The organism is Bradyrhizobium sp. 604_D8_N2_3 (assembly GCF_051810765.1).
Lineage (GTDB): Bacteria > Pseudomonadota > Alphaproteobacteria > Rhizobiales > Xanthobacteraceae > Bradyrhizobium > Bradyrhizobium barranii.
Map to the genome: position 1 here is coordinate 757797 of NZ_JBPWPM010000001.1, position 17621 is coordinate 775417.

At 64.3% G+C, this 17621-nt stretch carries 16 protein-coding genes; 8 read left to right on the plus strand and 8 right to left on the minus strand.

What is annotated here, in order from left to right; all coding sequences use genetic code 11:
- Nucleotides 1-199 precede the first annotated feature (199 nt).
- Both maiA and AB7245_RS03610 read left to right on the plus strand, forming a co-directional pair.
- A complete protein-coding gene (gene maiA / locus AB7245_RS03605; protein WP_063980683.1) occupies nt 200-832 on the plus strand; it encodes a maleylacetoacetate isomerase in 633 nt (210 codons plus the stop codon).
- The gene (locus AB7245_RS03610) at nt 822-1334 is read left to right on the plus strand and encodes a MarR family winged helix-turn-helix transcriptional regulator (protein WP_063980684.1); all 513 of its coding nucleotides are present in this window, start codon (nt 822-824) and stop codon (nt 1332-1334) included. Before maiA ends, AB7245_RS03610 begins: the two co-directional genes overlap by 11 nt.
- Before the next feature lie 163 nt (nt 1335-1497).
- Here the strand turns inward: AB7245_RS03610 and AB7245_RS03615 are convergent, their stop codons facing one another.
- From AB7245_RS03615 to AB7245_RS03635, 5 genes are all read right to left on the minus strand, one after another.
- Entirely contained in the window at nt 1498-3111 is a 1614-nt protein-coding gene (locus AB7245_RS03615) for a benzoate-CoA ligase family protein (protein WP_063980685.1), read from the minus strand.
- On the minus strand, nt 3108-4247 hold the full coding sequence (locus AB7245_RS03620) for an FAD-dependent monooxygenase (protein WP_063980686.1): 1140 nt from the start codon (nt 4245-4247) through the stop codon (nt 3108-3110). Before AB7245_RS03620 ends, AB7245_RS03615 begins: the two co-directional genes overlap by 4 nt.
- Before the next feature lie 188 nt (nt 4248-4435).
- Nucleotides 4436-4651, minus strand: coding sequence for a hypothetical protein (locus AB7245_RS03625; protein ID WP_028148322.1), 216 nt, complete (start codon nt 4649-4651; stop codon nt 4436-4438).
- 127 nt (nt 4652-4778) lie between these two features.
- Complete coding sequence (locus AB7245_RS03630; RefSeq protein WP_063980687.1) at nt 4779-5588, minus strand: cysteine rich repeat-containing protein; 810 nt, start codon at nt 5586-5588, stop codon at nt 4779-4781.
- Nucleotides 5589-5824: 236 nt separating this feature from the next.
- Entirely contained in the window at nt 5825-6826 is a 1002-nt protein-coding gene (locus tag AB7245_RS03635) for an NADP-dependent oxidoreductase (RefSeq protein ID WP_063980688.1), read from the minus strand.
- Between the two features lie 210 nt (nt 6827-7036).
- On the opposite strand from AB7245_RS03635, the gene AB7245_RS03640 reads away from it, so the two are divergent.
- A complete protein-coding gene (locus AB7245_RS03640) occupies nt 7037-8332 on the plus strand; it encodes a dicarboxylate/amino acid:cation symporter (RefSeq protein WP_063980689.1) in 1296 nt (431 codons plus the stop codon).
- Between the two features lie 12 nt (nt 8333-8344).
- Complete coding sequence (locus AB7245_RS03645) at nt 8345-9265, plus strand: amino acid ABC transporter substrate-binding protein (RefSeq protein ID WP_063980690.1); 921 nt, start codon at nt 8345-8347, stop codon at nt 9263-9265.
- A gap of 188 nt (nt 9266-9453) precedes the next feature.
- On the opposite strand, the gene AB7245_RS03650 is transcribed toward AB7245_RS03645, so the two are convergent.
- Nucleotides 9454-10251, minus strand: a complete 798-nt coding sequence (locus AB7245_RS03650; protein ID WP_231143805.1) for an ATP-grasp domain-containing protein — start codon at nt 10249-10251, stop codon at nt 9454-9456.
- 374 nt (nt 10252-10625) lie between these two features.
- On the opposite strand from AB7245_RS03650, the gene AB7245_RS03655 reads away from it, so the two are divergent.
- The 4 genes from AB7245_RS03655 to AB7245_RS03670 all read left to right on the plus strand — a co-directional run bounded on the left by AB7245_RS03655 (nt 10626) and on the right by AB7245_RS03670 (nt 14820).
- Complete coding sequence (locus tag AB7245_RS03655; RefSeq protein ID WP_014490313.1) at nt 10626-11399, plus strand: ferredoxin--NADP reductase; 774 nt, start codon at nt 10626-10628, stop codon at nt 11397-11399.
- Between the two features lie 340 nt (nt 11400-11739).
- Nucleotides 11740-12651 carry a patatin-like phospholipase family protein gene (locus AB7245_RS03660; protein ID WP_187387907.1) on the plus strand — a complete coding sequence of 304 codons (912 nt, stop codon included), beginning with the start codon at nt 11740-11742 and terminating at the stop codon, nt 12649-12651.
- A 202-nt stretch (nt 12652-12853) separates the two neighbouring features.
- On the plus strand, nt 12854-14479 hold the full coding sequence (locus tag AB7245_RS03665; protein WP_063986035.1) for an FMN-binding glutamate synthase family protein: 1626 nt from the start codon (nt 12854-12856) through the stop codon (nt 14477-14479).
- Nucleotides 14480-14580: 101 nt separating this feature from the next.
- Nucleotides 14581-14820, plus strand: a complete 240-nt coding sequence (locus AB7245_RS03670; RefSeq protein WP_439033891.1) for a PilZ domain-containing protein — start codon at nt 14581-14583, stop codon at nt 14818-14820.
- Nucleotides 14821-14893: 73 nt separating this feature from the next.
- On the opposite strand, the gene AB7245_RS03675 is transcribed toward AB7245_RS03670, so the two are convergent.
- Nucleotides 14894-16189 (minus strand): hemolysin family protein, encoded by a 1296-nt coding sequence (locus AB7245_RS03675; RefSeq protein WP_063980693.1) that lies wholly within the window; start codon nt 16187-16189, stop codon nt 14894-14896.
- A gap of 110 nt (nt 16190-16299) precedes the next feature.
- Complete coding sequence (locus AB7245_RS03680) at nt 16300-17613, minus strand: ABC transporter ATP-binding protein (protein WP_439033892.1); 1314 nt, start codon at nt 17611-17613, stop codon at nt 16300-16302.
- Nucleotides 17614-17621: the final 8 nt, after the last annotated feature.

Below are 17621 nucleotides of genomic sequence, written 5' to 3' on the forward strand. Positions count from 1 at the left end.
CCGTTCGTTTTGTTGATTGACAGTATACTGACGATCTAGGTAGCGTCAACGTGACGAACGGCCTACAAAGCCGCTGTCATTCCGGGGCGCGCCGAAAGGCGCGAGGCCTGAATCCATACTCCCGATCGTGGTTATGGATTCCGGGCTCGACGCTAACGCGTCGCCCCGGAATGACGAACAAAATACAGGGAGGGTTCCGATGAAGCTGCACGGCTATTTCCGCTCCAGCGCCGCCTATCGGGTGCGGATCGCGCTGAACCTCAAGGGCCTCGGCGCCCAGCACCTGCCGCATCATCTTCGCAAGGGCGAGCAATGTGCGCCCGCCTATCTCGCCATCAATCCGCAAGGGCTGGTGCCGACGCTGGAGAACGATGCGGGAGCGGTGCTGACCCAATCGGTCGCCATCATCGAATGGCTCGACGAGACGCATCCCAATCCGCCGCTGCTGCCGAAGGATCCGCTGCGGCGCGCGAAGGTGAGGGCGTTCGCGCTGGCGATCGCCTGCGACACCCACCCGGTGCAGAATTTGAAGGTGCTGGCGCGGCTGCGCGAGCTTGGGCTCGCCGAGGAGAAGGTCCAGGACTGGGCGGCGTGGGTCAACCGCGAGGGGCTGTCGGCCTGCGAGACGCTGATCAGGGACGAGCCGGGGCCGTTCTGCTTCGGCGATGCGCCGACGCTCGCCGATCTCTGCCTGGTGCCGCAGCTCGCCAATGCCCGCCGCTTCGGCGTCGATGTGTCGACCTATCCGCGGCTGCTGAAGGCGGAGGCTGCGGCAAAGGCGCTGCCGGCCTTCGCAAACGCCGCGCCGGAGAAGCAGCCCGATGCCGAGTAAGCCCGCCCCTCCGATCACGATCGACGCGGTCTATGCCGCGCCGGGCTATCTGTTCCGGCGCATGCAGCAGATCGCAGTCTCGATCTTCATGGAGGAGTGCAAGGCGTTCGATCTCACGCCGGTGCAATATGCGGCGCTGATCGCGATTCACACCCACCCCGGCATCGACGCGACACGGCTGTCGGCGGTGATCGCCTTCGACCGCTCCACCCTCGGCAGCGTGATCGAGCGGCTGCAGGCCAAGGATTTTATCGAACGCAAGCCGGCACCCGAAGACAAGCGGATCAAGCTGCTCTATCTGACGAAATCGGGCGCCGCGATCCTGCGCGAGATCATCCCCGCCGTCGAGCGCGCCCAGGCGCGGATGCTGGAGCCGCTGAAACCCGCCGACCGCAAGGCGCTGATGGGGCTTTTGGTGCAGCTCGTCGACCTCAACAACGAGGCCTCGCGCGTGCCGCTGCGCGCGGAGGACGCGCTGGAGCATATGGGGAAGGCGGGGTGAGCGGGATGGTCGGCGGATGCGGTGACGCTGTCGCCTTTATCTCCGCTGTCATTCCCCGCGAAAGCGGGGAATCCAGTACGCCGCGGCTTCTCGGTTCAATCACAACCGCCTCGGAATACTGGATCGCCCGCTTTCGCGGGCGATGACAGCGAGTTTGGGATTGCTACATCCGCAACAACGCCTGCCGGTCAATCTTCCCAGTCCCCGTCTTCGGCAGCTCGTCGATGAAGATCACCTCGCGCGGATACTTGTAGGGAAGCAGCTTGCCCTTGACGTAATCCTGCAGCCGCCGCGTCGCCTCATTCTGATCGGTCGCGCGGTTGTTCATCACCACGACCGCCTTCAGCGTCATGCGCCGGTCCGGCAGCTCGGCGGCGAACACGGCGCATTCGCGGATGTCGGGGTGGTCGGCGAGGCACAGCTCGACTTCGAGCGGGTAGACCCACTGGCCTGAGATCTTGATGAGGTCGTCGGCACGGCCGCGGAAGAAGTGGAAGCCGTCGGCATCGCGCACGAAACGGTCGCCGGTGTAGATCCAGCCGCCCTCGCGGATGGTCTCGGCGGATTTGTCCGGCCGGTTCCAGTACAGCGGCGTGTTGGAACCGCCGCGCACCCACAAGATGCCTTCCTCGTCGTCGGCGACGTCGCGGCCGTCCTTGTCGCGCAGTGCGACCTCGTAGCCTGGCACGCGCAGGCCGGCGGCGCCGAGCTTCTTCTGTTCGGGGCGGTTGGAGAGGTAGATGTGCAGCACCTCGGTCGAGCCGAGGCCTTCGACGATTTCGAGGCCGGTGAGCGTCTTCCAGCCGTTGAAGACGTCCGCAGACAGGACCTCGGCCGCCGAAAGCGACATGCGCAGCGACGAGAAGTTGGTCTTGTCTGCCCCCTCCGCCTTGGTCAGTGAGGTGTACAGCGTCGGCAGGCCGAAGAAGACCGTCGGCTTGTATTGCTCGATCGCGGCAAAGATCGATGCAGGCTTCGGCTGGCCCGGCAGCAGCAGCGTCGCGGCACCCGCGGAGAACGGGAAGGTGACGGAGTTGCCGAAACCGTAGGCGAAGAAGATCTTCGGCACCGAGAAGCAGATGTCGCCGGGCGTCAGCTTCAGCACGTTCTGCGCAAAGGCGGCATCGCTGTAGGCCATGTCGTGCTGGAGATGCACGATGCCCTTGGGCCGGCCGGTCGAGCCGGAGGAGTACATCCAGAACGCCATCTCGTCGCGATGGGTGTCCGCTTCCGCGAGCTCGGCCGGGAACTGCGCGAGCCAGCCTGGCGCCGCGATCGCAGCAGGCGCGGCGTGGGCGCGCGCTTCGCCGTTGACGACGATCAGCGTGCGCAGGCAGGTCGCCGCGCAGGCCTCCGCATCGAAGCGCGTCGCGAATTCGGCATCCGCCACCGCGACCGCGGCGCCGGAATCGGCGAGATAGAATTGCAGCAGGTCCGGCGGCGTCAGCGTGTTGATCAGGAGCGGCACGAAGCCGGCGCGCACCGCGCCGAAGAATGCGGCCGGATAGGCCGGGGTATCGTCGAGGAACAGCAGCACGCGGTCGCCGCGCTTCAGGCCAAGCGACGCGAAACCGTTGCCCCAGCGGCAAGTTTCCGCGCAAAGCTCGGAATAGCTGCGGGTCCCCGCGGGTCCGATCAGCGCAGGCTTGTCGCCGCGGCCCTTGGCGAGCTGGTCGAACAGCACGCGGCTGGCATTGTAGGTTTGCGGAATGGCAAAGCCGATTTCACGGGCGCCCGGGCCGTCAGCGGGCACCTGGTCGCGGATCTCGCTGCTCATGCGGCATCTCCGCCGTTCTTCTCGGCCTCGTAGCGCGTCATGAAGGCGGGCGACATCGCGCGCAGCCGGGGGTCGTCGATACGGCCGGAGCGGGTGATGTAGCTGTAGGCGAAGTCCATCAGGCCGAGCTGCATGTGCTGGGCGAAGTGCTCGTACCAGAAGGCCGAGGTGCGCGCGGCATTGACGAGCTTCTGCACCACCGGTTTTCGCGCGGCCTGATAACGGTGCAGCGCGGTCGACAGATGCGCATCCGACTCCAGCGCCTTGACCAGCGCAATGGCGTCCTCGATCGCGAGCCGCGTCCCCGAGCCGATGGAGAAATGCGCCGAGTGCAGGGCGTCGCCGAGCAGCACCATGTTCTTGAACGACCAGTGCTCGTTCCAGACCCAGGGAAAGTTGCGCCAGACCGACTTGTTGGAGACCAGGCAGTGGCCGCCCAGCGTGTCGGCAAAGACCTCCTCGCAGACGCCCTTGCACTGCTCGGCATCCTTGTAGGCGAAGCCATAGGCCTGCCATGTCGCGTGGTCGCATTCGACCAGGAAGGTGCTCATGGTCGGGGAGTAGCGATAGTGATGGGCATTGAAGGCGCCGCGGTCCGTCTTCACGAAGGTCTGCGACAGCGTGTCGAAGCGTTTCGAGGTCCCGTACCAGACGAACTTGTTGGAGGAGTAGGACAGCGACGTGCCGAAATCGCCCTCATAGGCGCGCCGCACCAGCGAATTCAGCCCGTCGGCCGCGACGATCAGGTCGTGGCCGTTGAGCTGGTCGATGGCGTGGATCTGCGTGTCGAAGCGCGGCGTGACGCCGGCGTCGAGCGCGCGCTGCTGGAGGAACTGCAGGAGCTCCAGCCTGCCGATCGAGGAGAAGCCGACGCCGTCGATGGCGACGCTGTCGCCGTGAAGGTTCAGCGTGATGTTCTCCCAGCTCTCCATATGCGGCGCGATCGCATCGACCGTTTCGGGGTCGTCGGCGCGCAGGAATTCCAGGGCCTGATCGGAGAACACGACGCCAAAGCCCCAGGTCGCGTCGGCCGGGTTCTGTTCGAACAGGTCGACTTGATCCTCGGGATGACGCTTCTTCCAGAGATAGGCGAAATAGAGCCCACCGGGCCCCCCGCCAATCACGGCGATCCGCAACGTCTGCCTCCCTAATTGACAGTATACTTACTATCTAGGGGTAGACTAATGTGCTCCGGCTTTCCACGCCAGCGGAATTATCGAAGGCGAGGCGCGCCGAAGCTTACTCCCGGACACGCGTCTGGCGCGTGTCCGAAGCAGTGACGTTGCGAACCATAACCAAACCGCGCGGGCTTGGCCATCCGGGGTCAGACGCAGCGCTTCACGTAGACGCCGTTCACCAGCACCCTGGTACAGCGGACCGCGGGAACCGGCTTGCGCACCACGACGGCCGCATTCGGCCCGGCACAGCCGGCGCGGTAGACGCCCCGGGCGCACACCACCGCGTTGGCATCGGTAGACTCAAAGGTCATGCTCGCGCCGAAGGCGAGGAGCGCGGCAGCAATAAGCAGAAATGAACGCATGTCTTTCTCCCGGTCTTGTCGTGATCGAAATCGGTTACTTGCAAAGGGTTTGTCGCGGCCGGCGCGCGAAAATTCATTCGCGCGCGCCCGATCGTGGTCGCGCGCTTGGCGCGCAATCCCGCGCCGCTTATCGCGCCGCGAATGGCGCCAGCACTTCCTTGCAGGCGGGCGACAGTGATGCGGCATTGCTGGAGATGCATTGCACGATGCGGCCCCCGCCCGGCGCGACGCCGGCGCAGAGCGTGCGGATGTCGGCACCGCAGGCCGAGCGCACGATGAACAGTTCTTCGCGCGGCCGTAGCGGGCGCAGAACGATCACGGCCGGCGCCGCCGCCGGTGCTGCTGCCGCAGGAGCTGCGCCCGCAGGTGCTGCTGTCGCAGCAGCGCTGCCGCCACCGGTTGCGGCGCTCACCGCCTTCTCACAGGCCGGCGAAACCTTGGCCTTGTTCTTCTCGAGGCATTCGAGGGCGGGGGCGCCGCCCGGCGGCACGCTGGCGCACACCTTGGGATAATCGGCGCGGCACGCGCTCTTGACCGCGGCAATCTGCGTGCTGCTCGGCTGCTTTGACGCTGCCGCTTTCGGAGCGGCTGCGGCGGCGGGCTTCGCCCCGGCGGCGGGGGCCGCTTCGGTCTTTGCCGGTTCAGATTTGGCGGGCGCAGCTTCAGTCTTCGGCGCCGCAGCGGGCTCGACCGCGCGAACCGCGGTCTGGCATCCCGATGACAGGCTGGACATGTTCTTCTGGAGACATTGATACGCCTCCGCGCCACCGGGCGTGACGCTCGCGCAGTGTGCCATGAAGTCCGAGCGGCATGCGGAACGGATGGCGCTCTTCTGAGCCTCGGTCGGCGCTTGCGCGAATGCGCCTGTTGCAGTTGCGAAGAGCGTTGCCGCCAGCAGCGCGCGACGCGTTGACGCGTGTTTCAACGTGTTGAACATTTGGGTAAATTCCCTGCCCTGTCGGTCACGCCGACGATTTTTAAATGTAATGCAAGCAATCATTGCGGGTGATGCCGCGTGCAGCATCATTGGCTGCCTCGGCCTCTACCGCAAGTAGATTATACGGGCGCAATTGCGACGTAACCAGAGCATGATCCGGAAAAGTGTGCCGCGGCTTTCCCTCGCGACAAACGCGGAACGCGTTGGCGCGGAGATCATGCTCAAACAATACGGCGTCAGAGCTTGACCATGCGCTTGCCGCGGTTCTCTCCCGCCAGCAATCCGATCAGCGCCTTCGGCGTATTCTCCAATCCGTCGATGATGTCCTCCTGCACCTTCAGCTTGCCGGATGCGACCCAGCCCTGGAGGTCGGCGAGCGCGCGCTGGCTCTCCTTCATGTAGTCCATCACGATGAAGCCCTGCATGACGAGCCGCTTCACCACGATCAGGCCGGGCACGCCGCGCGGGCCGTGCGCGGCAGGTGCGCCGTCATATTGCGAGATCGCGCCGCAGCAGGCGATGCGGCCGTAATTGTTCATCTGCGGCAGGCAGGCTTCCAGAATGTCGCCGCCGACATTGTCGAAATAGACGTCGATGCCTTTTGGCGCCGCCGCGCGCAGGGCCTTGAACACCGCGCCGTCCTTGTAGTCGACGGCGGCATCGAAGCCGAGCTCGGAGGTCAGCCAGTTGCACTTGTCTGCGCCGCCGGCGATGCCGACCACGCGACATCCCCTGATCTTGGCGATCTGCCCGACGATCGAGCCGACGGAGCCGGCCGCCGCGGACACCACGACGGTCTCGCCCTCTTTGGGCTTGCCGATCTCCAGCAGGCCGAAATAGGCGGTGAGGCCGGCGATGCCGAACACGCTGAGCAGATGCGTCATCGGTTCGAGCTTCGGCATTTTCGTGAGATGCTTTGCCGGCACCGCGGCAAACTCCTGCCAGCCGGTGTCGCCGAACACGATGTCGCCGGCAGCCAGCCCCGGCGCCTTCGAGCTGACGACCTCAGCGATGCCGCCGCCGGCCATCACGCTGTTGGCCTCGACCGCGGAACGATAGGTCGCGCCATGCATCCAGGCGCGGTTGGCGGCGTCGAGCGAGATGTAACGCACCTGCAGCAAGGCCTCGCCGTCCTTCGGCTCCGGCATCGCACCCTCGACCATCTTGAAGTGCTCGGCACCGAGCTTGCCGCTGGGCTTTTCGACCAGAAGAATCTGGCGATTGATGCTGCTGCTCATGGCGTTTCCTCTTCGTTTGCTTGACGATTATGGATGCAGCCGCCGCAAAGAAAACGTGCAAGCCGCATTCGTTGTGCGCTGCATGAAGGCTAGATCGCGCCGACCCGTTTCGCAACGGGAACATCAGGCCATCGCGCGAGCACGCCAAGCGTGTTGCGTCGTCGTCATATCTGCGACATCATGAAGCGCCGGTGTAGGTGGGGGTAAGCGATGTCGAACAAGTTTACGCAATACATTCTGGCCGCGATGGTGCTGGGCATCGTCATGGGGGCGGCGATCTTCAACTTCCTGCCTGACACCAGAGCCGAATGGGCTTCCTCCATCAACCTGATCGCCATGATGTTCCTGCGCCTGATCAAGATGATCATCGCGCCGCTGGTGTTTGCGACGCTGGTCGGTGGCATCGCGCATATGGGCAGCGGCTCGCGGCTCGGGCGCATCTTCGCCAAGACCATGGGCTGGTTCGTCAGCGCGTCCTTCGTGTCGCTGCTGCTCGGCCTCGTCATGGTCAATCTGCTCCAGCCCGGCGCGAACTTCCCCGGCACGCTGCCGCAGGCGGGGCAATCGACCGGCTTGCCGGTCTCGGCCTTCTCGATCGAAAAATTCCTGACCCATCTGATCCCGACCTCGATCGCCGACGCCATGGCGCAGAACGAGATCCTGCAGATCGTGATCTTCGCCGTGTTCTTCTCGGTGGCGATGGGCTCGATGCCCGAACGGTCGAAGCCGATCCTGGCAATGATCGACGACGTCGCTCACATCATGCTCAAGGTGACGAGCTATGTGATGCTGTTCGCCCCGCTCGCGGTATGGGCCGCCATCACGGCCACTGTCGCCAAGAACGGCCTCGGCGTGCTGTGGAAGCTCATCGTCTTCATGGGTGGCTTCTATCTCGCGCTTGGGATCCTGTGGGTCATCCTGATGATCGTCGGCTTTGTGGTGATCGGGCCGCGATACAGCCATCTGCTGAAGCTGATCCGCGAACCCCTGATGATCGCGTTCTCCACCGCGAGCTCGGAAGCGGCCTATCCGAAGACGCTGGAGGGGCTGACCAAGTTCGGCGCGTCGTCGCGGATCTCGAGCTTCGTGCTGCCGCTCGGTTACTCCTTCAATCTCGACGGCACGATGATGTACTGCACCTTCGCGAGCATCTTCATCGCGCAGACCTACCACATCGAGATGTCGCTCGCGACGCAGCTGGCGATGCTCGCGACGTTGATGATCACCTCCAAGGGCGTTGCCGGCGTACCGCGCGCATCCCTCGTGGTGATCGCCTCGACGCTGTCGCAGTTCGGCATCCCCGAGGCAGGCCTGCTGATGATCATGGGCATTGACACGTTCCTCGACATGGGACGCAGCGCCACCAATGTCATCGGCAATTCGCTCGCGACCGCCGTGGTCGCGAAGTGGGAAGGTGAGCTCGGGCCCGAGCACGAGCTCGGACCCGGCGAAGCGACGACGCCGGACATGGTTCCGGGCGAACTGCCCGCGATGGCCGGCCATTGACGGGAGTGCATCATGCGCCTTTCAACGGCGATATCGGGTGGCCTGTTGCTGGCGGCGTGCCTGCTGGCAACCGGCGCCTCCGCCCAGACCGGCGGCAGCGAAGGGCTTAGCCCGACGCTGTCGGCCATCAAGAACAGGCACACCGTGCGGCTCGGCTATCGCGAGAGCTCGCCGCCGTTCTCCTTCCTCGACCAGTCAGGCCGCCCGATCGGCTACAGCCTCGAACTCTGCGAGGCCATCGTCGAGGAGATCGGCGTCGAGGTCGACGATCCCGATCTGAAGATCGACTACGTCAAGGTCACCTCGGACGACCGCATCGACGCCGTGCTCCAGAACAAGATCGACCTGGAATGCGGTTCGACCACGGCCAATGCCGAGCGGGGCAAGCGCGTCGCGTTCTCGCCTTTGATGTTCGTCGCCGGCACCAAGCTGATGGTGCCGAAGGCATCAAAGGTCCAGTCGTTGACCGACCTGAAGGGCAAGACCGTGGTGGTGACGAAGGGCACCACCAACGAGCAGGCGATCCAGGCGGCCGACAAGAAGTCCTCGCTCGGCCTCAACATCGTCACCTCGCCGGATCACGAGCAGTCCTACCAGATGCTCGTCGACGGCAAGGCCGACGCGTTTGCAACCGACGACATCCTGCTCTCCGGCCTGATCGCTCGCCATAAGGCGCAGGACAAGTTCCGCGTCACCGGCGATTACCTGTCCTATGACCCCTACGGCATCATGTTCAGGAAGGGTGAGCCTCAGCTGACGGCGGTGGTCGACCGCACCTTCCGCAAGCTCGGCTCCAATCGCGATCTCGTTCCTCTCTACAACAAATGGTTCACCGCGCGGCTGCCCACCGGCGAACGCCTGAACGTGCCGATCTCCCTGCAGCTGGAGGAAGCCTTCAAGGCGATGGACGATTCCGCGAGCGCGAATAATTGAGCGCTTACTTCCTTCTCCCCTTGTGGGAGAAGGTGGCGCGAAGCGCCGGATGAGGGGGCTCTATCCGCACGTTAAATCTACGTTGAGGAGAGAGACCCCTCACCCGTCTCGCCGCTACGCGGCGAGCCACCCTCTCCCACAAGGGGAGAGGGGACGCAGCGCACTTTGTCGCAAGAGTTCGATCAACGTTATGCCCCAAACACCCGATCCAGCGCCGCATCGTACGTCGCCTGCACCAGCTCCGGATGCAGCTTCGCCAGCGCTTCCATCATCACGCCGGAATTGATTTCCAGCACCCGCCACTCGCCATCGACACGGACCACGTCAATCGATGCGAAGGCGATGTCGATGGCGCTCGCGGCATCGGTCGCGAGCTTCACGCAGGCCGTTCGAACCTTGTCGTCCTCCAGCAGCACCGGCTTTGCGCCGGCATCGAGGTTGTGTCGCCAATCCGACCCACGCTGCTTGCTGTAGACGACGAGTGGCACATCATCGAGCAGGATCACGCGCACCTCTTGCTCGATCGCGACATAGGGCGAGATCACGAGTCCGGCGCTCATCGAAAAGACCTCGGCGGCCGCGTGGTCGAGTTCCGCCTCTGTCGTCACCTTGAACACCGCGCGCCCCGATGTTCCCTCGTTCGGCTTCACCACCACGCCTTGCGGATGGTCGTGAAGCAGCTCGAGCATTGCGTCTCGCCAATTGGGACCAACAACGTTCTTGCCCAGCTTTGGGTTGAGGAAGAGGCGATGGGGAACGCATCGTACGCCCTCAAGCGCCAGCACCTCGGCAGTGGCCGATTTGTCGTTGGCGAGACGGTGCGCGATGGCGCTGTTGAGACCGATGTCGTAGCCGAACGCGAAGTGGCGCTTCGCGCGGCTGCGCATCGCGAGCAGCCAGCCGCCGGCGCGGACATCGAGCGCGATGCCATGGGTCGCGCAATAGCGCCTGATCGCCTGGACGAAGATCCGCTCGCCGCTTGCCATGTGTTCAGTCGTTCCTGTCGCCAAAAGCCGCAAAAATGCGGGAAACGGCGCCAAACCGGGGTGAAAGTCAGAGCTATTCTTAATGAAATTCTCGCGAGCGCGACGGAAATTAAGTGCTGCAATCAGGCCCTGAAGGGAAAAGAAATTGCCCGCCGCGCATGCCCGGCAGCAGATTCATTAATGATGTGGCCATTTCCGCCGCAAATGCCGGTTTGAGCGGCATCAATTGCATCCGGAACGAGGTTGATTATTGGCCTCAATGGCGTAGATCACACACGCGAAATCCTCCGCCATGGCAATGGTGTCCGCCCCGCTTTCAGGGGCCGGGCAATGCTTTTGCCCTAAAACCGCAATTATTCGGAATATCGAAAATCATGAGCGCGTTTTACCGAGAGAAGGTTCTTTCCGTCCAGCACTGGACCGACACGCTGTTCAGCTTCCGCGCCACGCGCGACACCGGCTTTCGCTTCCAGAACGGCCAGTTCGCCATGATCGGCCTCGAGGTCGATGGCCGTCCGCTGCTGCGCGCCTACAGCATGGCGAGCGCCAACCACGAGGAAGAGCTCGAGTTCTTCTCGATCAAGGTTCAGGACGGTCCGCTGACCTCGCGCCTGCAGAAGATCAAGGAAGGCGACACCATCCTGGTCGGCCGCAAGGCGACCGGCACGCTGATCACCGACAACCTCATTCCCGGCAAGCGGCTGATGCTGCTCTCGACCGGCACCGGTCTCGCGCCCTTCGCCAGCCTGATCAAGGACCCCGAGGTCTACGACCAGTTCGACAGCATCGTGCTGGTGCATGGCTGCCGCCAGGTCTCCGAGCTTGCCTATGGCGAGAAGCTGGTTGCTTCCTTGCGCGAGGACGAGCTGTTCGGGGAGCTGCTGGCGGACAAGCTGATCTACTATCCGACCGTGACCCGCGAGCCGTTCAAGAACCGCGGCCGCATCACCGACCTCATCAACTCCGAGCAGATCTTCAACGATATCGGACAGGGCCCGCTCGACATCGAAACCGACCGCATCATGATGTGCGGCAGCCCGGCGATGCTGGAAGAGCTGAAGGTGATGTTCGAAGGCCGCGATTTCATCGAGGGAAGCGGCAACAAGCCCGGCCATTTCGTGATCGAGAAGGCGTTCGTCGAGCGGTAAGCCGCTCGTTTTCTGAGCGACGCCTTTAGCCACAACATCGGTGTCGTCCCGGGGCGCGCGACTTGTCCGCCGTAGCTCGAAGAGCGAAGGCGTAAGCGCGAGCCCGGGACCCATAACCACAGGACGTGGTTTGGCGACGGCTAGTGGCTATCAGCTCGCTCCATAACCTCTCCCTGTGGTTATGGGTCCCCGCGTGCGCGGGGACGACAGTTGAGAGTTTGGCTGGCATCTCGCCTCACACTCGCTAGGCCATCCACGTCCCTCACCCTCCTCCCCCGACTTTGTTATTGGCGCGTCTCGCGCGCCCCTTGTTATAAGCTCGCGCCAAAATCTCGCCGCGATGTTGCAATGCGAGAGCTGGGGAGCTGCGCAAATCTTGTCTGTGATCGACCATGGTTCGCCGAAACCGACCGCCTTCGTGCTGGCGGGCGGCGGCAGCTTCGGGGCGATCCAGGTCGGGATGATGCATTCGCTGGCGAGCCACGGGGTCGTCGCCGATCTCGTGGTCGGCTCCAGTGTCGGCGCGATCAACGGCGCCTATTATGCCGGCGATCCCTCGCTCAAGGGCGTGCTGGGGCTGGAAGCGGTCTGGCGCGGCCTGAAGCGTCATGATGTCTTCCCGGTCACCTGGAAGAGCCTCGCCGGATTCATGTGGCGGCGCGATTTCCTGATTCCCCATGACGGCATCCGCAAGCTGGTCGAGGACCACATCCCCTATCGCAACCTCGAGGATGCCGCGCTTCCGGTGCACATCGTCACCACCGATTTCGTCTCCGGAGAGAGCGTGGTGTTGTCGGAGGGGGCGACGGTGGACGCGATCCTGGCGTCCACTGCGATCCCCGGCGCGTTCTCGCCGGTCTACTACCGCAATCGGTTCCTCGCCGACGGTGCGATCTCCTCAAACACCCCGGTCCGGGTCGCGATCAAGAAAGGCGCAAAACGGCTGGTCGTGCTGCCGACCGGGCACGCCTGCGCGGTGAAGGATCCGCCGGTGGGCGCGGTTGCCAATGCCCTGCATGCGCTGACGCTGCTGATCGCCCGGCAATTGGTGGCGGAGCTCGAGGGGGTGGCGTCCGACATCGAATATGTCGTGGTGCCGCCGCTCTGTCCGCTGGTGGGATCGCCCTACGATTTTTCGCGGACCGACGACCATATCGAGCGTGCGGTCGCGAGCACCGATGCCTGGCTGGCGCGAGGCGGCCTCGAGCAGCACGGCGTCATTCCGCACGAGGCGCAGCCTCATGGTCACTGATTTGTCATTTCATTTGAATCTATTGCACTGCGAAGCCCGCCGCGGGATGGATTGATTTGCGGCATCCGGATTCGGTAGCCTCAAGGCGGGGTCCGCGTCATAACCATGGACGTGGCGCGGGCGTATCATGCCCTGTCAGACTGACGAGAGGGATGTGGTCGTGGCCAACGATAACAAGACGCAAGCTTCGCCCGAAGGGCTGATGGAAACCCTGCTGCTGCCGTTCTCGCCGCGTTTCATCGTGCTGACCATCTGCGCGGTCGTCACCGCGCTGTTGATTGGCATCGGCCTCGCCGATGGCAAGATCTTCGACATCCTGCTGATCCCGATCGCGATCTTCGGCGCTCTCACGCTGCTCGGCGTCCGCGATCTCATGCAGAAGAGTCACGCGGTGCTGCGCAACTATCCGATCTCGGCGCATATCCGTTTTCTGCTCGAAGAGATACGCCCCGAGATGCGGCAGTATTTCTTCGAGAGCGAGAAGGACGGCATGCCGTTCTCGCGCGATACCCGCTCGCTGGTCTATCAGCGCGCCAAGATGGAGCTCGACAAGCGCCCGTTCGGCACCCAGGAGGACGTCTACCGCGAGGGCTACGAGTGGATGCATCACTCGGTCTCGCCGAAGACGCACGCCGAGGAGAAGTTTCGCGTCACCATTGGCGGCCCCGATTGCGCAAAGCCATATTCGGCATCGGTGTTCAACATCTCCGCGATGAGCTTCGGCGCGCTCAGCCCGAACGCCGTGCGCGCGCTCAATGCCGGCGCCAGGAAGGGCGGCTTCGCGCATGACACCGGCGAGGGCGGCTTCAGCCCCTACCATCGCGAGATGGGCGGCGACATCATCTGGGAGATCGGCTCCGGCTATTTCGGTTGCCGTCATCTCGACGGCACGTTCGATCCCGAGGCGTTCGCGCGCGTCGCGAGCCAGGACCAGATCAAGATGGTCGAGCTCAAGATCAGCCAGGGCGCCAAGCCCGGCCATGGCGGCGTGCTGCCGGCTGCGAAGGTGTCGGAGGAGATCTCAAAAATCCGCGGCGTCACGATGGGCGAGGACTGCATCTCGCCGGCCTCGCACCGCGCCTTCTCCACGCCGGTTGGCATGATGCAGTTCATCGCCGAGATGCGACGCTTGTCCGGCGGCAAGCCGGCCGGCTTCAAGCTGTGCATCGGCCACCCCTGGGAATTCCTCGCGATCTGCAAGGCGATGCTGGAGACCGGCATCTATCCTGATTTCATCGTCGTCGACGGCAATGAAGGTGGCACCGGCGCCGCGCCGCTGGAGTTCATGGACCATCTGGGCATGCCGATGCGCGAGGGCGTCAATTTCGTCCACAACGCGCTGGTCGGCATCAATGCGCGCGACCGCATCAGGATCGGCGCGTCCGGCAAGATCGCGACCGCCTTCGACATGGCGCGGGCGATGGCGATTGGCGCCGACTATTGCAACTCGGCGCGCGGCTTCATGTTCTCGCTCGGCTGCATCCAGTCGCTGAGCTGCCACACCGACCGCTGCCCGACCGGGGTTGCGACCCAGGACCCGACGCGTGCGCGTGCGCTCTACGTGCCGCTCAAGATCGACCGCGTGCATAATTATCACCACGCCACGCTGCACTCGCTCACCGAGCTGATCGCCGCGGCCGGTCTCGAACATCCGCAGCAGCTGCGCCCGATCCACTTCAGCCAGCGGACATCGACCACCCAGGTGCGATCCTTTGCGCAGCTCTATCCGTCGCTGCGTCCGGGCGAGCTGCTCGAAGGCACCGAAGATCCGCGCTTCCGTGAAGCCTGGCAGATGGCGCGGGCGGAGACGTTCCAGCCGGCGCCGTAGGGGCCACCGCATGATCCGCCGGATCCTGCGGCGGTGAAAATTCATCGGGGATTGTGGTTGTGTTTTAACGTCTGTGTCAGCTTGGGGTGTAAATTGGCCCCATGGACGAGCGACGCGACAAAACCAGGCACCGCGTGCTGAAAGCCGGAACCATCGAGTTCGGCGGCGGCGCGATCGACTGCACCATCCGCAATTTCTCCGATACGGGTGCCGCGCTCGATGTCACCAGTCCGGTCGGTATCCCGGAGCGCTTCACCCTGGTCATCCAGGCCGACGGAACGCATCTCGCCTGCACGGTCGTCCGGCGCAAGGAGAAGCGGATCGGCGTGCGGTTCGGGTGAGCGGTCTGCGTTTGATCGGCGCGCGCTTAGGGCGCGCTTGTCCGGGACGACGGGTGGAGGGTTGGGTGCGCAATCACCCCGTCTCGACCTCACTCAACCGGCCCGCCAGAATCTTGTCGATCCTGCGTCCGTCGAGATCGACCACCTCGATATGCCAGCCGGCGAAGTCGAAGGCATCGCCGACATTGGGCAGCACGTTGAACTGTTGCAGCACCAGGCCCGCCACCGTGTTGTAGCGGTGCGGCGGCAGCTCGACGCCGAGCAACTCGCCGAACTCGTCGACCGGCATCCAGCCGGAGACCAGCAGCGAGCCGTCATCGCGCCTGACATAGGCCGGCTCCGGCGGTCCCTCCTCGGAATGGAAGGCGCCGACGATCGATTCCAGAATGTCAGCCGTCGTCACGATGCCCTCGAAGGCGCCGTATTCGTCGTAGACCAGGCCGACATGAACCGGAGCGGCTTTCAGGATCGCCAGCACGTCGCGGGCGTCGGCTGATGCCGGAATGCCGGGCGCCTCGCGCACCAGCGCTCGCAGATCCGGCGTGCGCTCGTTCATGTAGGCGACCAGCAGGTCTTTGGCCTGGAGCACGCCGATCGGCTTGTCGCGATCGCCGTCCGAGACGGGAAAGCGCGAATGCGGGCTCTTCGCGATGATCGCTTGAATGGCCTCCGGCGCATCGTTCAGATCGATCTCGTTGACCTCCGTGCGCGGCGTCATGATCGCGCCGACCGGCCGGTCGCCGAGCCGCATGACGCCCGCGATCATCTCTTTTTCGCCCGACTCCAGCACGCCCGCGTTCTCGGCTTCGCTGACGAGGTGATGGATCTCGTCCTCCGAGACCTTCTCCTCGGCCTTGCCGCCGCGGCCGAGCAGCGTGAGGATCAGCTTGCCGGAGAGATCGAGCAGGAAGACGAGCGGCAGCGAGATCCGCGCCAGAACGTGCATCGCGGGCGCGACCTTGACCGCGATGCTCTCGGGGTCGCGCAGCGCCACCTGCTTCGGCACCAGCTCGCCGACGATCAGGGTGGTGTAGGTGATGAGCGTGACGACGATGCCGACGCCGACGATGTCGGCAATCCCTGAGGACAGGCCGAGCTCGACCAGCCATTGCGTCAGCCGCTGTCCGAGCGTCGCGCCGGAGAACGCGCCCGAGAGCACGCCGACCAGCGTGATGCCGATCTGCACCGTCGAGAGGAACTTTCCGGGATCGGCCGCCAGCGTCAGCGCCCGCTCGGCGCCGCGCACCCCCTTGGCCGCGAGCAGCGACAGCCGGGCCGGGCGGGACGAGACCACCGCCAGCTCGGACATGGATAACAGGCCGTTAATGACGATCAGGACGACGACGATGATGATTTCGACGGACAACATTGTGCGCAAAGAGAAGGGATACTTGACCCGGCGAACGCCGGACCAAGCCCCTTATATATGAACTCGATGCACAATTTGTCCGGTTCCCGACCAAATTGCCGCAGGCGGGATCAAGCGCTCTCGCCCGGGTTTTCGAGGCTGAACGTCTCCGACTGCTCGTCATATGCGAGCAGCTCGCCATAACGTCCCCAGGACACCACGGTCCTGAGCGTCTCGTCCGCATAGTCCTCGGACATGTAGTCCTCGAGCTCGTTGCGGAACCGTGCCGCGGGGGCGGTATGGGAGGGACGTTCGTCGAGCACGCGGCGAATCAATCCCATCACCGGCACGTAAGTGACGAGATGTTCGGCGAACAGCTTCTTGCGTGCGTCGGTTTCGAGATGGGCAAAACGCTTGCCCGTGTCGGTGAGCATCAGGTCGCCTTCGCTCAGCTGGGCGAATCGCAGCAGTTGCAGGGACTCACCGAGGTGGAGGATCTCGTCGGCCTCGAGCTGGAGCTGGCTTGCGAGCACGGGCAGGTCGGCGTGTCCGTGATAGGGCGGCCCCGCCAGCGTCTCGATCAGGCCCGACAGCACGTTGGACGATACGTGGTGCAGGGTCATGCCGACACCGGAGCCCAGGATGCCTTCGACGGGGGGCGCCTTCGGTTCGGCGCGTTGGGTCATGCGCGCGTAGATGTTGTCGACGAGCTGCCGGAAATGGGGGTCGAGCCGGTTGCGCGGATGCGGCATGTCGACCTTGATCTCGGCGGCGACACGCCCTGGATTGGATGAGAACACCAGGATGCGATCGCACATCAGGACCGCCTCCTCGATATTGTGCGTCACCATCAGGATCGATTTGATCGGCAACCGGCCCTCGATCCAGAGGTCGATCAGGTCCGTGCGCAGCGTCTCGGCCGTGAGGACGTCGAGTGCCGAGAACGGCTCGTCCATCAGCAGGAGGTCGGGATGCACCACCAGCGCGCGGGCGAAGCCGACGCGCTGGCGCATGCCTCCCGACAGTTCCTTCGGGAAGGCGGACTCAAACCCGTCAAGGCCGATCAGGTCGATCGCAGCAAGAGCGCGCTTGTGGCGCTCGGTGGCATCGACGCCCAGCGCTTCGAGCCCGAGCTCGACGTTCTGGAGCACGGTCAACCAGGGAAACAACGCGAATGACTGGAACACCATGGCGACGCCGTTCGGCGGCCCGACGATGATCTCGCCGCGACAGGTCGCCTGTCCCGCAGACGGGCTGACCAGACCGGCGATGATCCGCAGCAAGGTGGACTTGCCGGAGCCGGAGCGGCCGAGCAGGCCGACGATCTCGCCCGAGCGGATCGTCAGGTCGACCTTGTCCAGCACCAGGAGCTGTTCGCCGCTGCCTTTCGGGAAGGATCGGCAGACACCGCGGATGTCGATGAGCGCAGAGGGTTGATCGAGCATGATGGTCT

What these genes read in the sequence shown, in the direction of transcription:
- AB7245_RS03665 (WP_063986035.1), top strand. Translation starts at nt 12,854, where the DNA reads ATGGAAACCCTGCTGCTGCCGTTCTCGCCGCGTTTCATCGTGCTGACC.
- AB7245_RS03660 (WP_187387907.1), top strand. Translation starts at nt 11,740, where the DNA reads ATGTTGCAATGCGAGAGCTGGGGAGCTGCGCAAATCTTGTCTGTGATC.
- AB7245_RS03655 (WP_014490313.1), top strand. Translation starts at nt 10,626, where the DNA reads ATGAGCGCGTTTTACCGAGAGAAGGTTCTTTCCGTCCAGCACTGGACC.
- AB7245_RS03630 (WP_063980687.1), bottom strand. Translation starts at nt 5,588, where the DNA reads ATGTTCAACACGTTGAAACACGCGTCAACGCGTCGCGCGCTGCTGGCG.
- AB7245_RS03640 (WP_063980689.1), top strand. Translation starts at nt 7,037, where the DNA reads ATGTCGAACAAGTTTACGCAATACATTCTGGCCGCGATGGTGCTGGGC.
- AB7245_RS03675 (WP_063980693.1), bottom strand. Translation starts at nt 16,189, where the DNA reads ATGTTGTCCGTCGAAATCATCATCGTCGTCGTCCTGATCGTCATTAAC.
- AB7245_RS03650 (WP_231143805.1), bottom strand. Translation starts at nt 10,251, where the DNA reads ATGGCAAGCGGCGAGCGGATCTTCGTCCAGGCGATCAGGCGCTATTGC.
- AB7245_RS03680 (WP_439033892.1), bottom strand. Translation starts at nt 17,613, where the DNA reads ATGCTCGATCAACCCTCTGCGCTCATCGACATCCGCGGTGTCTGCCGA.
- AB7245_RS03625 (WP_028148322.1), bottom strand. Translation starts at nt 4,651, where the DNA reads ATGCGTTCATTTCTGCTTATTGCTGCCGCGCTCCTCGCCTTCGGCGCG.
- AB7245_RS03610 (WP_063980684.1), top strand. Translation starts at nt 822, where the DNA reads ATGCCGAGTAAGCCCGCCCCTCCGATCACGATCGACGCGGTCTATGCC.
- AB7245_RS03670 (WP_439033891.1), top strand. Translation starts at nt 14,581, where the DNA reads ATGGACGAGCGACGCGACAAAACCAGGCACCGCGTGCTGAAAGCCGGA.
- maiA (WP_063980683.1), top strand. Translation starts at nt 200, where the DNA reads ATGAAGCTGCACGGCTATTTCCGCTCCAGCGCCGCCTATCGGGTGCGG.
- AB7245_RS03635 (WP_063980688.1), bottom strand. Translation starts at nt 6,826, where the DNA reads ATGAGCAGCAGCATCAATCGCCAGATTCTTCTGGTCGAAAAGCCCAGC.
- AB7245_RS03615 (WP_063980685.1), bottom strand. Translation starts at nt 3,111, where the DNA reads ATGAGCAGCGAGATCCGCGACCAGGTGCCCGCTGACGGCCCGGGCGCC.
- AB7245_RS03645 (WP_063980690.1), top strand. Translation starts at nt 8,345, where the DNA reads ATGCGCCTTTCAACGGCGATATCGGGTGGCCTGTTGCTGGCGGCGTGC.